The following is a 12,968-nucleotide window of genomic DNA, read 5'->3' on the forward strand; positions in this document are numbered from 1 at the left end:
TGCGTGTAGACTCTTCCGAAACAGGCACAAACAGTCATTCTGCAGGCGCACCGAATGAGCTTCACCGACTACTCCCCCCGCCACGGCCGCATCCTCACTGTCCTGCGTGAGCAGGGCACGATCGCCGTCAACGATCTGGCTCAGATGCTGGACGTGTCGGCCGAGACGGTGCGGCGTGACATCAAGACGCTCGCCTCGCGCGGCGATATCGTGCGCATGCACGGCGCAATCGGCTTGCCGTCGGTGGTGAGCGAGGCGCCCTTCGAGCGCCGCATGCGCGAGAACCGTGAGGCGAAGGAAGCAATCGCAAGAGTCGCGGCCTCGACCATTAGAGACGGCGAGTCGATCATGCTCGACACTGGCACGACGACGAGCCTGCTGGCGCGTGCCCTGCTTGACCATCGTCGCCTCACCGTGGTGACGAACTCGTCGGACATCGCCCGCACGCTCGCCACGGTCAACGGAAACAAGGTCTACATGGCGGGCGGCGAGTTGCGCAGCGACAGCGGCGCGGCCCTTGGCTATTCGGCCATTGAGTTCATCAGCCGCTTTAGCGTCGACCACGCGATCATCTCCGCAGGTGCCGTCAATGCCGCGAACGGCGTGGCAGACTACGACCTTGAGGAGGCCCAGTTCGGACAGGCGGTGCTCACCCGCGGCCGACGGCGGCTGGTGGTGACCGACGCTTCGAAGTTCGGACAGAAGGGCCTGGTGCGCGTATGCGGCTTTGCTGATTTCGACGAGCTGATCTCGAACCGGATGCCGCCACAGGAGCTTGCGGATGCGCTGGCCGCGGCCGAAGTGCGCATTTCGATCAGCCAATGAGACCCGCGGATTGGAGTGAGCTGCTCAGGCAACCTTGCTCGCTTGACGAAACCATTCGATCGTTTGCGGCAAACCTTCTTCCAGCGGCACGCGCGGTTTCCAGCCGAGCAGGGTCCTCGCCTGGCTGATGTCCGGCCTGCGCATGCGCGGATCGTCCTGCGGCAGCGGCTTGTGTAAGACCGGGACGGAGCGGCCGGTGAGTTGTGTCACCAGTTCGGCAAGCTGATTGATGGTGAACTCGCCGGGATTGCCGAGATTGACGGGCGCGCGCGGGTTGGGCTCGACCCTGAGCAGCCGGATCATGCCGTCGATCAGGTCGGAAACGAAGCAGAACGAGCGGGTCTGCTCACCATCGCCATAAATCGTCAGCGGCTCCCCGTTCAGCGCCTGGTTGACGAGGTTCGAGACGATGCGTCCGTCGTCTGGCTGCATGCGCGGCCCGTAGGTGTTGAAGATGCGCACGACACGCACATCGGCGCGGCGAAGCCGGAGAAAGTCAAAGCACAGGGCCTCAGCAGCGCGCTTGCCCTCGTCATAGCAGGCGCGCGGGCCGGTGCAGTTGACGTTGCCGAGATAGTCTTCTGTCTGCGGATGAACGGCCGGATCACCATAGATCTCGCTGGTCGATGCCTGCAGGAAACGGGCCCGGTGTTTCTCAGCGAGTTTCAGCAGATTGTGCGTTCCGACAACGCTTGTCATCAGCGTGTGCACAGGATCGGCCTGATACCGGGGTGGTGAGGCGGCGCAGGCGAGATTGACCACCTCGTCGAGCGGCTCGTCGACCTCGAGTTCGTTACAGATATCGTGCCGGATCAGCCGGAAGCGAGGGTGGTTGGCGAAGCTGATTATGTTGTTGCGCGAGCCGGTGAGAAAACTGTCGACGCAGATGATGCGGTCTCCCTGCGCGAGCAGCGTCTCACAGAAATGCGAGCCCAGAAATCCGGCGCCGCCGGCAAGAAGCACCGTTCGTGGGCGCTGATCTGCAAAAGTCATGGATTTTCCCGGAGCTGGCGTTCGACATGATGTTCCTGCCGCCCAATCATGTCCTGCCCGGATTGTTCCCTTTCAACGCCGGGCGCTTTGATCTGCGGCTTCTCATGCTGCGTTCCGCCGGGTTCGGGATAGATCATCCGCGCGCCACGATCGTAGGTCAGGTACCGCCACAGCCAGCTCATCGAGACGGACAGGCGGTGCTGGAAGCCGACCAGCAGGTATACGTGGACGATAGCCCATAGCAGCCACGCGAACCAGCCGCGCAACTTGAGCTTGCCACGCTCGAAGACGGCGGCGTGACGACCGATGATCGCGGTGTTGCCGCGGCTGTTATAGCGGAATGGCGGAATCTGCTCGCCATCTGCAAGATACCCCGGCAGGTGCTTTCCCAGATGCGCGCCCTGCTGCTTGGCGACCTGCGCGAGTCCTGGAAGTGGCTGGCCGTTCTCGTCCTCGAGATGAGCGAGATCGCCCAGGACAAAGATCTCCGGATGCCCATCGATGGTGAGGTCCGGCCGCACGATGACGCGCCCGCCCCGGTCGAGCGGGACGTCGAGCAGCTTGCCTAGCGGTGAGGAGCCAACCCCCGCCGCCCACAGCGCGAGGCCGCAGGGCAGCACCTCGTCGCCCAGCACCACGTGATCGGCCGCGATATGCTGGACGCGCGTGTTGGTGCGCACATTGACTCCGAGCCGCAGCAGCCGCTCCAGCGCGTATTCCGACAGCGACGGATCGAAAGCAGCGAGCAGCCTCGGCCCGCCTTCCGCTAGCACAATCCGGGCCTCCTTCGGAGAGATCTTTCGGAAATCGTCGGCCAGCGTATAGCGCGACAGCTCCGCAATTGATCCCGCCATCTCCACGCCGGTCGGCCCGCCGCCAATGACGACGAAGGTCATCAGCCGGCGCCGTTCGTCTGGATCCGCCGTCTGCTCGGCGCGCTCAAACGACAAGAGCAGCCGGGAGCGGATCAGCCGGGCGTCCTCGATCGTCTTGAGGCCCGGCGCATGCTCAGCCCAGGCGTCATTGCCGAAGTAGAAGGGAATGCTGCCGCTCGCCAGGATAAGATGCGAATAGGAGACAGAGCGCCCGTCTGCGAGATGAACCCGGCGAGCGTCCTTGTCGATGCCCGTGACTTCGGCATAGACCACCTGGACTGAGGGGTAGTTGCGCAGGATCTTGCGCACCGGTTCAGCAACATCCGGCGCCGACAGCGCCGCGGTTGCGACCTGATAAAGCAGCGGCTGGAACAGGTGGTGGTTGTTGCGGTCTATCAGCACCACGCGCACGCCGGCGCGTCCCAGATGCTTCGCCGCCTCCAGCCCGCCAAAGCCCGCGCCCACGATAACGACGCAGGTCAGGTCGTTCGAAAGAATGCTGACTTTGCCTTCGTTCATCGCCCCTACCGCTTTCGTGGGAATACGATCCAGCCGCGCTTGCGCGTCGCCAGGCTACGCCTTGTGATGACGGAAGCGCCGAGGCCGCAGATGGTTCCCCGCGACGGACGTTGCGCCAGCTGAAGCGCGTTCGCAGGGGCCTCACACTGTCAAGACGACGTTTGACAGTGGCATAAATATCCTGCAGCATTTCCGTACGCTTATAAAAGAAGCGGCAGACGTGGAGGCGTCTGACACCGGAGGAGAACGCTCATGACTCGAGTCAAAGTCGTCGCGGCTTGCCTTGCCGCAGGCGCATCAATTTTCTCGTTCAGCGCCAGGGCTGAAGGCGACCTCAACCTGATCTGCTCTGCCGACGTGGTAATCTGCGAATTGCTGCAGGAAACCTTCCAGAAGGAGACCGGCATCTCGGTCAACATGGTGCGCCTGTCGTCGGGCGAAACCTATGCGAAGGTGCGCGCCGAGGCGCGCAACCCGAAGACCGACATCTGGTGGGGCGGCACCGGCGATCCACACCTGCAGGCGGCGTCCGAGGACCTGACCGTCGAGTACAAGTCGCCCATGCTCTCCGAGCTGCATGACTGGGCGGTGAAGCAGGCCGAGAGCGCTGGCTACAAGACCATCGGCGTCTATGCCGGTGCCCTTGGTTGGGGCTACAACACCGAGATCCTCGGCAAGAAGAACATCAAGGAACCGGCCTGCTGGGCCGATCTGCTCGCGCCCGAACTTAAGGGCGAGATCCAGATGGCGAACCCGAACTCGTCGGGCACCGCCTACACGGCGCTCGCCTCGCTCGTTCAGATCATGGGCGAGGACCCGGCCTTCGACTATCTGAAGAAGCTGAACGAGAACATCTCGCAGTACACCAAGTCGGGCTCGGCGCCCGTGAAGGCAGCCGGGCGCGGCGAGACCGCGCTCGGCATCGTCTTCCTGCATGACGCGGTTGCGCAGACGGTGGAAGGCTTCCCGGTCAAGTCAGTCGCGCCTTGTGAAGGCACCGGCTACGAGATCGGCTCGATGTCGATCATCAAGGGCGCGCGCAACATGGACAACGCCAAGAAGTGGTACGACTGGGCGTTGAAGCCGGAAACGCAGTCGCTGATGAGGGAGGCAAAGTCCTTCCAGCTGCCGTCCAACAAGAACGCCGAGGTTCCGAAGGAGGCCCCGCGCTTCGAGGACATCAAGCTGATCGACTACGACTTCGTCACCTACGGCGATCCGGAAAAGCGCAAGTCATTGCTCGAGCGCTGGGACCGTGAAATCGGCGCAAGCGCGAACTGACCGAACGGTCAGGGCAGAGGCAGCCGGAGCCTCCGGCTCCTTTCTCCCCCATGACTTGAACCGTGCGGCAGGGATCTGATGGGAAAGAGCAATCGCCGATTGGACTGGTGTTTTGCGGCCGGCATTATCGCGCTGCTGCTCCTGCCCTGGTACAGGATCGAGCGAGGCGGCTTCTTCGGCTTTTCGTGGCTCGGCAACTTCCCCCGCGGCTCGAACGAGGCGCCGGGCCTGCTGCAGGCCACCATGCACGGCCGCTGGTGGCTTTGGGTCGCGATTGCCCTGTTTGCCGTCGCCATCCTCATCCGCGTTGCGTCTCCTCAGTCAGAACGGCGCGGCTCCTGGCTTGCGCTGATCGGCGGGCTTGGACTAGGCTTCCTCGCGCTGCAGGGACTTGCCATTGGCTTTGCCGGCTGGACCTGGATGATCTCTGAAAACACCCTGGGCCCGCTTTCAACGGGCCAGCCCGCGATGGGCGCCGGCGCCATCACCCTGTCCATCATCTTCACGCTGATCTTCTCGTTCGGCATGGCCGAGCGCGGTGCGCTCAAGGGCGACACCTTCGTCGTCGGCGCCATCAGCCTGCTGGTGCTGCTGGTCTCGGTTTTCGTATTCTACCCGCTGATCAGCATGTTCATCGGCGCGTTCCAGGACTTCGACGGCTCGTTCAAGCCGGACGGCTTCCTGCGCAACATTGTCGACCCGTCGATCTGGAGCCTCAACTGCGTCATCGACGCCGGGCGTTGCGGCATTGCCTGGCGCACCTTCTTCCTCGCGATCATCACCGCGTTGGGCTCGACCATCCTCGGCCTCGCTTTTGCGCTGGTCGCGACCCGAACCGGCTTCCGCTTCAAGAAGGGGCTGCGGCTTCTCACGATCCTTCCGATCATCACCCCGCCTTTCGTCATAGGCCTTGCGCTGATCCTGCTGTTCGGCCGCGCCGGCGTCGTTACGCTCACCCTGTCGAACCTCTTCGGCATCGAGCCGGGCCGCTGGCTCTACGGGCTGACCGGCATCTGGATCGCGCAGGTGCTGTCCTTCACGCCCATTTCGTTCCTCGTGCTGATCGGCGTCGTCGAGGGCGTCAGCCCATCGATGGAAGAAGCCTCGCAGACGTTGCGCGCCAACCGCTGGCGTACCTTCTGGCACGTCTCACTCCCGCTGATGAAGCCCGGCCTCGCTAACGCCTTCCTGATCGGCTTCATCGAAAGCATGGCTGATTTCGGCAACCCGCTGGTGCTGGGCGGCAGCCACGGCGTGCTTTCGACCGAAATCTTCTTCGCCGTCGTCGGTTCGCAAAACGACCCTTCGCGCGCCGCGGTGCTGGCGATTGTGCTGCTCTGCTTCACGCTCTCGGCCTTTCTTGCCCAGCGCCTCTGGCTCGGGCGCAAGAACTTCGCCACCGTCACCAGCAAGGGCGACAGCGGCAACCATGCCGCCCTCCCCCGCTCGATCAACATCGGCGTGCATGCGCTGGTGATTCCCTGGGCGATCTTCACCCTCGTCGTCTACGGTATGATCGTCGCCGGCGGCTTCATGAAGACCTGGGGCCTCGACAACAGCTTTACCCTTGAGCACTACATCCGCGCCTTTTCCATCGCCTTCACCGACAACGGCATCGTCTGGACTGGCGTCGCCTGGAACTCGTTCTGGACGACGATGAAGATCGCGCTCGCCTCGGCACCGCTTACTGCCGCCGTCGGCCTGCTCACCGCCTATCTGATCGTGCGCCAGCGCTTTGCAGGGCGCGAACTGTTCGAGTTCGCACTGATGATGAGCTTCGCCATTCCCGGCACCGTCATCGGCATCAGCTACATCATGGCCTTCAACCTGCCGCCGCTGGAGATGACCGGCACGGCGGCGATCCTGATCGCCTGCTTCGTCTTCCGCAACATGCCGGTCGGCGTGCGCGGCGGCGTGGCGGCCATGAAGCAGCTCGACCAGAGCCTCGACGAGGCCTCGCTGACGCTGCGCGCCAACAGCTTCCGCACCATCCGCAAGGTGATCCTGCCGCTCCTGCGCCCAGCCATCACTGCCGCGCTGGTCTATTCCTTCGTCCGCGCCATTACCTCGATCAGCGCGGTGATCTTCCTCGTCAGCGCCGAATACAACATGGCGACCTCCTATATCGTCGGCCTCGTCGAGAACGGCGAATACGGTGTGGCCATCGCCTATTCCTCTGCGTTAATCGTGGTGATGATCCTCATCATCGCGTGCTTCCAGCTGCTGGTCGGCGAGCGACGCCTGCGCCGCCGTCCCGAACAGGCAGGCGCCGTGCTGCCCGTACCCGTTCCCGAGGAGAAAGCCGCATGAGTTCGACAGGATCGGTCGTCTTCCAGAATGTCCGCAAGGTCTTTGGCTCGTTCACGGCCATCCACGACCTGTCGCTGACGATTGAGCCGGGCACACTGGTTACGCTGCTAGGCCCCTCCGGATGCGGCAAGACGACGACGCTGCGCATGCTCGCGGGCCTCGAGCACCCAACCTCCGGCCGCATCCTGATCGGCGGCAAGGACGTTACGAAACTGCCCGCTAACGAGCGCGACGTGTCTATGGTGTTCCAGTCCTATGCGCTGTTTCCGCATATGACTGCGGCGCAGAACGTTGCCTACGGCCTCGCTTCATCTGGGCTCAAGCCGAAGGAAGCGGTCGAAAAGGCCGAGGAAGGGCTGCGGCTCGTGGGCCTCGCCGGCCTTGGCGATCGCCTGCCATCCGAACTCTCGGGCGGCCAGCAGCAGCGCGTCGCGGTCGCCCGCGCGCTCGTGCTCGAGCCGCAGGTGCTGCTCCTCGACGAGCCGCTCTCCAATCTCGACGCGCGCCTCCGCCGGCGGGTGCGCACCGAGATCCGCGACCTGCAACAGCGGCTCGGCTTCACCGCCGTCTACGTCACCCATGACCAGGACGAGGCGCTCGCCGTCTCCGACCGCATCATCGTCATGAAGGACGGGCGCATTGCGCAAGAGGGTGCGCCGCGCGAGCTCTATGAAGCGCCAGCATCCTCCTTCATCGCCGACTTCATGGGCGAGGCGAACGTCATGCCCTGCGATGTCGTCGGCTTCGAGGACGACCAGGCGATGATCCGGCTGGGCGCGCTCACCCATCGCGTGCCGCGCCGCAACGTCTCGCAGCCGGGAGCGGCCAAGCTCGCCGTGCGGCCTAATGCGATCGTACTCGAGCCTGCCGACAAAGCGCCGTTCGGCGGCGTCGTCACCCACTCCGCCTATCTCGGCGACCATGTCGAATACGAGGTCGAAACCGACGCCGGCCGGCTGTTCGTCATCGATCCTGCCGTCGAGCGCATGCTGCCCGCGACGACTCCGGTAGCAATCGCCTTTCGCAATCGCGGAATTGCGATCATAACAAGCTGAGAATTCTTGCCCCCAACGAAGACCCGCCAGACCCGAGGATTTGCATGAGCACCGAAGACCTCGCCTCCTATGAGGACAGGCAGAGATTTGCCGAAGCCGTAGCGCGCGAAGCCGGACGGCTGGCCTTCGACTATTTCAACCGCCGCAGCACCCTCGTCATCGAGATGAAGCGCGACCCGCAGGACGTCGTCTCGATTGCCGACCGCAATGTCGAGACGCTGATCCGCGAGAAGATCGGCGAGCGCTTTCCGGGCGACGGCATCCTTGGCGAGGAATATGGCCTCGCCGATGCGACTTCCGGCTTTACCTGGGTGATCGACCCGATCGACGGCACCAGCCCGTTCGTCAACGGCATGCCGACCTGGTGCGTCTCGATCGCGCTTCTCCATCGCGGCGAGCCGGTGGTCGGCGTCATCTATGCGCCATGCCAGGACGAGCTCTTTTCGGCAGCGCTTGGCCGCGGCGCGTCGATGAACGGCACGCCGCTCTCGCTCGACGCCACCCGGACGATCCGCAACGCGGTCACGGGCATCGGCGCCAACCACTATGTTGCGCCGCAGGTCGTAGCAAAGGTAGTCGAGGACCTGCTTGGCGCGGGCGGCACCTTCATCCGCAACGGCTCCGGCGCGCTGATGCTCGCCTATGTCGCCGCAGGCCGTCTCGTCGGCTACTACGAGCCCTACATGCATGCCTGGGACTGCCTTGCCGGCTATTGCCTCGTGCGCGAAGCGGGCGGCTGGTTCCTCCCCTTCCCGGTCGAAGGCGAATCCTTCACCAAGGGTGCCCCGGTGCTGGCGGCAGCTCCCGGTGCGATCGATGACCTCCGGGCAATAGCCGGGCACTAGTTACCCCGGAAGATATGTCAGCCGGATCACCCCCTCGCCGATCTGCACGAAATCGGCGAGCCGCAGGCGGGGGCGTGCGCGCAAAAACCGGGACGGAGCGGCCCCTCAGCCTTGAGATTGATCGCTACTTGTCCTCAAAGCCGGTCAGCACGCCGACGGCGTTGATGCCGATCTCCTCGACCGCATAACCGCCTTCCATGACGAACAGCGTCGGCAGGCCAAGCTTTGCAATGCGGCGGCCGATCAGCGGATAGTCGCTGCTCTTCAGCTTGAACTGGCTGATCGGGTCCTTCTCGAAGGTGTCGACGCCCAGCGAGACAACCACGACGTCGGGCGCGAAGTCGGCAAGCTTGCGGCAGGCATTGTCGAGTGCGTCGCTCCAGACCTCGAAACTGGTACCAGCCGGCATCGGGTAGTTGAGGTTGAAGCCTTCGCCCTCACCCTCGCCCTTCTCGTCGGCATGGCCGAGGAAGAACGGATACTCGTTCATCGGGTCGCCATGCAGGTTGAGCACCTGGACGTCGCCGCGGCTGTAGAACATCTGCTGGGTGCCGTTGCCGTGGTGGTAGTCGACGTCGAGGATCGAGACACGCGCCGCTCCCTGGTCGCGGAACCACTGCGCCACGACGGCGGCGTTATTGATGTAGCAGTAGCCACCCATGAAGGCGTCGCCCGCATGGTGCCCGGGCGGACGGCAAAGAGCGAATGCGGCCGGCTCGCCGTCCTTGACGAGGCGCGCGGCCGTCATCGCCACCTCATGGGAGGACTTGATCGCCTCCCACGTTCCCTTCACGAATGGCGCGCCGGCATCGAACGAATAATAGCCGAGCTTTGCCTCGATGGTTTCCGGCACCACGTCTCCGCGCAGGCCGCGGGTCGGCCAGGTGAAGGGCAGCGCAGATCCCGAGCGGCCGGACGCTTCCCAAGCCGGATAAACCGTCGGGAGGAAATCGATGTAGTCGGCGCGATGGATGCGCTTTGCAGCCGCAAGGTCATGCGCCTCGGGTCCGAGGATCGGGCCGAGCTTCACGTCCTCGACCCGCTGACGGATGTATTCCGCGCGGGACGGCTTCTCAAAGCCCGGCACCAGCGCGCCGGCCACCAGCTCCATCGTTCCGCCATGACCGGCGTGCAGCGGCGAATAGATTGTCTTCATGCAATTCCTCTCCCCAAGAGTCAGGCGAAGCTAAGCGCGCCTGCAGGCGTCTGGCAAGCGCTGTGCCAACCGGCCGACACCGTCTGGTCCGGCCAGTTGCGGGAGACCTGGCGAGGCAAGATTGCCCGCCAGATGTGCAGTGCAAAAAAATCCGCCTTTGTTTGCGTACATACGGTTGCCAAGCACTCTCGCCTGTGATGACATTCCGGTGGGGAACAAAACCCGTCACAAGAACGGGCTCCTGAAAATAATGGGGTAACGCGTGCCGGATCAGCCGGGGAGCAATGCCATCGACGTCCGCAGTGTGCGGAAGGTTTTCGGTGCTGGAGAATACGCCGTCACGGCGCTGGACACGGTTTCGGTGTCCATTAGAGAAAATGAATTCTTCACGTTGCTGGGGCCGTCCGGCTGCGGCAAGACCACACTACTTCGCCTGATTGCCGGGTTCGAATACCCGTCCGAAGGCGAGATCCTGCTGTACGGCAAGGACATTGCTGGCCTCCCGCCACACAAGCGGCCGGTCAACACGGTTTTCCAGTCCTACGCGCTGTTCCCGCACATGACGGTGGCGGAAAACATCGCCTTCGGCCTCGAAATGCTGGGCAGGCCAAAGGACGAGATCAAGGCGCGCGTCGCCGAAATGCTGGCGTTGGTGCGCATGGAGAACCTGGCCAACCGCCGCACCAGTCAGATCTCGGGCGGCCAGCAGCAGCGCGTGGCGCTGGCGCGCGCCCTTGCCCCGCAGCCGAAGGTGCTGCTGCTTGACGAGCCGCTCTCGGCGCTCGACTACAAGCTGCGCAAGGGCATGCAGATCGAGCTGAAACGCCTGCAGCACGAGACCGGCATCACCTTCATCTTCGTCACGCACGACCAGGAGGAAGCGCTGACGATGTCCGATCGCATCGCGGTCATGACGGCGGGCAAGATCCTGCAGGTTGGCTCGCCGCGTGACATCTATGACCGCCCGGCCGAGCGCTTCGTCGCCGACTTCATCGGCGAGAGCAATTTCCTCGAGGCAGAAGTGGTAAGCGTCGAAAATTGCCGCGCAACGGTGCGCCTGTCCTCTGGCGCCGAGATTTCCGCTGCGGTGCCAGAGGGCCATTCGCCGTCAGGGCGCGCGACCATCGTTGTCCGCCCCGAGCATGCGCGCATCGTGCCGGAAGGCGACGGGGCCTCGCTCCATGGCACAGTCGAGAACGTCGTCTATCTCGGCACCGACACGCATTTCCACCTGCGGATCGACGACGGGACGCTGTTCGTCGTGCGGAGGCAGAACAGCCCCGACGCGGCGCAGGGGCTTGCGGCTGGCCAGCGCGCGGGCGTTGCGATCAGCGCGGATGCCGCGCAGCTTCTCAGGAGATGACCGATGGCCACCGCAGCCGAGACCGCCCGCGCCGCCGAAGCCAGGGACCGGCGCGACCGCTGGCTGCTGTCAGCGCCAGGGCTCATCATCATCTTCGTCGCGGCGATCGGACCGTTGTTCGTCATGCTCGCCTACTCCTTCATGGAGAAGGCGGACTATGGCGACGTGAAGTTCGGCGTCTTTTCGCTGGAGGGCTGGGTCTCGGTCCTGTTCCAGCGCGACATCTTCGACGATACGCTGGGCCTTGCCGACGCGCACCTGTCCATCCTGTGGCGCTCGATCAGCCTGTCGCTCTACACGACGGTGCTCACGCTGCTGTTTGGCTTTCCCACCGCCTACTTCATCGCCACGCGCCCGGCGACAACCCGCGAGGTCTGGGTCTTCCTCGTCACCATTCCCTTCTGGACCAACCTTCTCATCCGCACCTTCGCGATGCAGCAGGTGATCCGCAACGAGGGTCTCATCAACACGGCGCTGATCTCGCTCGGCATCATCGAGCGGCCGTGGCAGATCATGAACACCGACCTCGCCATCCTGCTCGGCATGACCTACGTCTACCTGCCGCTGATGGTGCTGCCGCTCTATGCCAGTATCGAGAAACTCGACTTCCGGCTGATCGAGGCGGGCTACGACCTCTACGCCTCTCGCTGGCAGGTGCTGCGCCGGATCGTCATTCCGCTGGTCAAACCCGGCATCGTTGCCGGCTCAATTCTCGTCTTCATCCCTTCGCTCGGCGCCTACGTCATTCCGCGAGTGCTGGGCGGAGGCAAGAGCATGATGCTCGGCAACCTGATCGAGCTGCAGTTTGGTGCCGGTCGCAACTGGCCGCTGGGGGCGGCGATCTCGATCACACTGATGGCGCTGGTGATGGTCGCGCTCCTGTTCTACGTCCGAAACGTCTCGCGTTCGGGGGCAAGCCATGGCTAGACGTCAGCGCGCCTATGACATCCGCCGGCAGCCAGGCTTTGGCCTGATCGCGCTGTTTACCTTCTTTGCGCTCTACCTGCCGATCGCAGCCCTCGTTGCCTATTCCTTCAACGCGGCCGACTCGCTGTCGCGCTGGGACGGGCTGTCGCTGCGCTGGTTCATCTCGGCCTGGAACAACCAGGCAGTGCAGGATGCTTCGATCCGCTCGCTGCTCCTCGCAACCTGGGCAGCGACGCTGGCAACGATCGCCGCCACGATGGCGGCACTAGCGACGACGCGCACGCCGAACTATCCAGGGCTTACCTTCAAATACGCCTTCATCAACCAGCCGCTGATGGTGCCGGAGATCGTCACCGGCGTCGCGCTGCTGATCGTCTTCTCGCGCATCAAGGTTTGGACCGGCTACACCGGCATGGGCTACCTGATCCTTGCCCACACCGCCTTCTGCATCCCGTTTGCGTATCTGCCGATCCGCGCGCGCCTTGAGAGCATGGACCTCACTCTGGAACGCGCTGCGGCCGATCTTTACGCGACGCCCTGGCGCGCCTTCTGGCGCGTGACGCTGCCACTGCTGCGGCCCGCGATCATCGCCGGCTTCATGCTCGCCTTCGTCATCTCGCTCGACGACGTCGTCATCACCGAGTTCGTCAAGTCCGGCGGCCAGGACACGCTGCCGACCTACATGCTCGGCCAGCTGCGGCGCGAGACGAGCCCCGAAATCAATGCCATCGCCACGGTGTTCCTCGCGCTGTCTGTCGTGCTCGTCACCGTGTTCTATTTCGTCAATCGGCGGAGGCCATGACCAGCCTTGCCAACAAT

Annotated in this window: 11 protein-coding genes; 8 read left to right on the forward strand and 3 right to left on the reverse strand. The window is 63.9% G+C overall.

Annotated features, from left to right (window positions below):
* The first annotated feature begins 54 nt into the window (after positions 1–54).
* Positions 55–825, forward strand: a complete 771-nt coding sequence (locus L630_RS0114970) for a DeoR/GlpR family DNA-binding transcription regulator (RefSeq protein WP_024849057.1) — start codon at positions 55–57, stop codon at positions 823–825.
* A gap of 24 nt (positions 826–849) precedes the next feature.
* On the opposite strand, the gene L630_RS0114975 is transcribed toward L630_RS0114970, so the two are convergent.
* Together L630_RS0114975 and L630_RS0114980 are read right to left on the reverse strand one after the other, a co-directional pair.
* On the reverse strand, positions 850–1,818 hold the full coding sequence (locus L630_RS0114975; protein ID WP_024849058.1) for a UDP-glucuronic acid decarboxylase family protein: 969 nt from the start codon (positions 1,816–1,818) through the stop codon (positions 850–852).
* Complete coding sequence (locus tag L630_RS0114980; RefSeq protein WP_024849059.1) at positions 1,815–3,212, reverse strand: NAD(P)/FAD-dependent oxidoreductase; 1,398 nt, start codon at positions 3,210–3,212, stop codon at positions 1,815–1,817. The genes L630_RS0114975 and L630_RS0114980 overlap by 4 nt, the downstream gene beginning before the upstream one ends.
* Positions 3,213–3,464: 252 nt before the next feature.
* Here L630_RS0114980 and L630_RS0114985 point away from each other — a divergent pair, with 252 nt between their 5' ends.
* The 4 genes from L630_RS0114985 (at position 3,465) to L630_RS0115000 (ending at position 8,703) form a co-directional block, all read left to right on the forward strand.
* Positions 3,465–4,493, forward strand: a complete 1,029-nt coding sequence (locus tag L630_RS0114985; RefSeq protein ID WP_024849060.1) for an ABC transporter substrate-binding protein — start codon at positions 3,465–3,467, stop codon at positions 4,491–4,493.
* Positions 4,494–4,571: 78 nt separating this feature from the next.
* The gene (locus tag L630_RS0114990) at positions 4,572–6,803 is read left to right on the forward strand and encodes an iron ABC transporter permease (protein WP_024849061.1); all 2,232 of its coding nucleotides are present in this window, start codon (positions 4,572–4,574) and stop codon (positions 6,801–6,803) included.
* Complete coding sequence (locus L630_RS0114995; RefSeq protein ID WP_024849062.1) at positions 6,800–7,858, forward strand: ABC transporter ATP-binding protein; 1,059 nt, start codon at positions 6,800–6,802, stop codon at positions 7,856–7,858. The genes L630_RS0114990 and L630_RS0114995 overlap by 4 nt, the downstream gene beginning before the upstream one ends.
* 44 nt (positions 7,859–7,902) lie before the next feature.
* Positions 7,903–8,703 (forward strand): inositol monophosphatase family protein, encoded by an 801-nt coding sequence (locus L630_RS0115000; RefSeq protein ID WP_024849063.1) that lies wholly within the window; start codon positions 7,903–7,905, stop codon positions 8,701–8,703.
* Positions 8,704–8,827: 124 nt separating this feature from the next.
* Here the strand turns inward: L630_RS0115000 and L630_RS0115005 are convergent, their stop codons facing one another.
* Complete coding sequence (locus tag L630_RS0115005) at positions 8,828–9,859, reverse strand: histone deacetylase family protein (protein WP_024849064.1); 1,032 nt, start codon at positions 9,857–9,859, stop codon at positions 8,828–8,830.
* A 262-nt stretch (positions 9,860–10,121) separates the two neighbouring features.
* Between L630_RS0115005 and L630_RS0115010 the strand changes: the two genes are divergently transcribed.
* Genes L630_RS0115010 through L630_RS0115020 form a run of 3 tightly spaced genes read left to right on the forward strand, consistent with a single transcriptional unit; the run spans position 10,122 to position 12,951 of the window.
* Positions 10,122–11,222 (forward strand): ABC transporter ATP-binding protein, encoded by a 1,101-nt coding sequence (locus L630_RS0115010; protein WP_024849065.1) that lies wholly within the window; start codon positions 10,122–10,124, stop codon positions 11,220–11,222.
* A gap of 3 nt (positions 11,223–11,225) precedes the next feature.
* On the forward strand, positions 11,226–12,149 hold the full coding sequence (locus tag L630_RS0115015; protein ID WP_024849066.1) for an ABC transporter permease: 924 nt from the start codon (positions 11,226–11,228) through the stop codon (positions 12,147–12,149).
* Positions 12,142–12,951: an ABC transporter permease gene (locus L630_RS0115020; protein WP_024849067.1), complete on the forward strand. Its 810-nt coding sequence runs from the start codon at positions 12,142–12,144 to the stop codon at positions 12,949–12,951. The genes L630_RS0115015 and L630_RS0115020 overlap by 8 nt, the downstream gene beginning before the upstream one ends.
* Positions 12,952–12,968: the final 17 nt, after the last annotated feature.

Source organism: Aminobacter sp. J41, from assembly GCF_000526635.1.
GTDB lineage: Bacteria > Pseudomonadota > Alphaproteobacteria > Rhizobiales > Rhizobiaceae > Aerobium.

Bases quoted from the DNA above. Each gene is read 5' to 3' on its own strand.
- L630_RS0114970 (WP_024849057.1), top strand. From the start codon at position 55: ATGAGCTTCACCGACTACTCCCCCCGCCACGGCCGCATCCTCACTGTC.
- L630_RS0114975 (WP_024849058.1), bottom strand. From the start codon at position 1,818: ATGACTTTTGCAGATCAGCGCCCACGAACGGTGCTTCTTGCCGGCGGC.
- L630_RS0114980 (WP_024849059.1), bottom strand. From the start codon at position 3,212: ATGAACGAAGGCAAAGTCAGCATTCTTTCGAACGACCTGACCTGCGTC.
- L630_RS0114985 (WP_024849060.1), top strand. From the start codon at position 3,465: ATGACTCGAGTCAAAGTCGTCGCGGCTTGCCTTGCCGCAGGCGCATCA.
- L630_RS0114990 (WP_024849061.1), top strand. From the start codon at position 4,572: ATGGGAAAGAGCAATCGCCGATTGGACTGGTGTTTTGCGGCCGGCATT.
- L630_RS0114995 (WP_024849062.1), top strand. From the start codon at position 6,800: ATGAGTTCGACAGGATCGGTCGTCTTCCAGAATGTCCGCAAGGTCTTT.
- L630_RS0115000 (WP_024849063.1), top strand. From the start codon at position 7,903: ATGAGCACCGAAGACCTCGCCTCCTATGAGGACAGGCAGAGATTTGCC.
- L630_RS0115005 (WP_024849064.1), bottom strand. From the start codon at position 9,859: ATGAAGACAATCTATTCGCCGCTGCACGCCGGTCATGGCGGAACGATG.
- L630_RS0115015 (WP_024849066.1), top strand. From the start codon at position 11,226: ATGGCCACCGCAGCCGAGACCGCCCGCGCCGCCGAAGCCAGGGACCGG.
- L630_RS0115020 (WP_024849067.1), top strand. From the start codon at position 12,142: ATGGCTAGACGTCAGCGCGCCTATGACATCCGCCGGCAGCCAGGCTTT.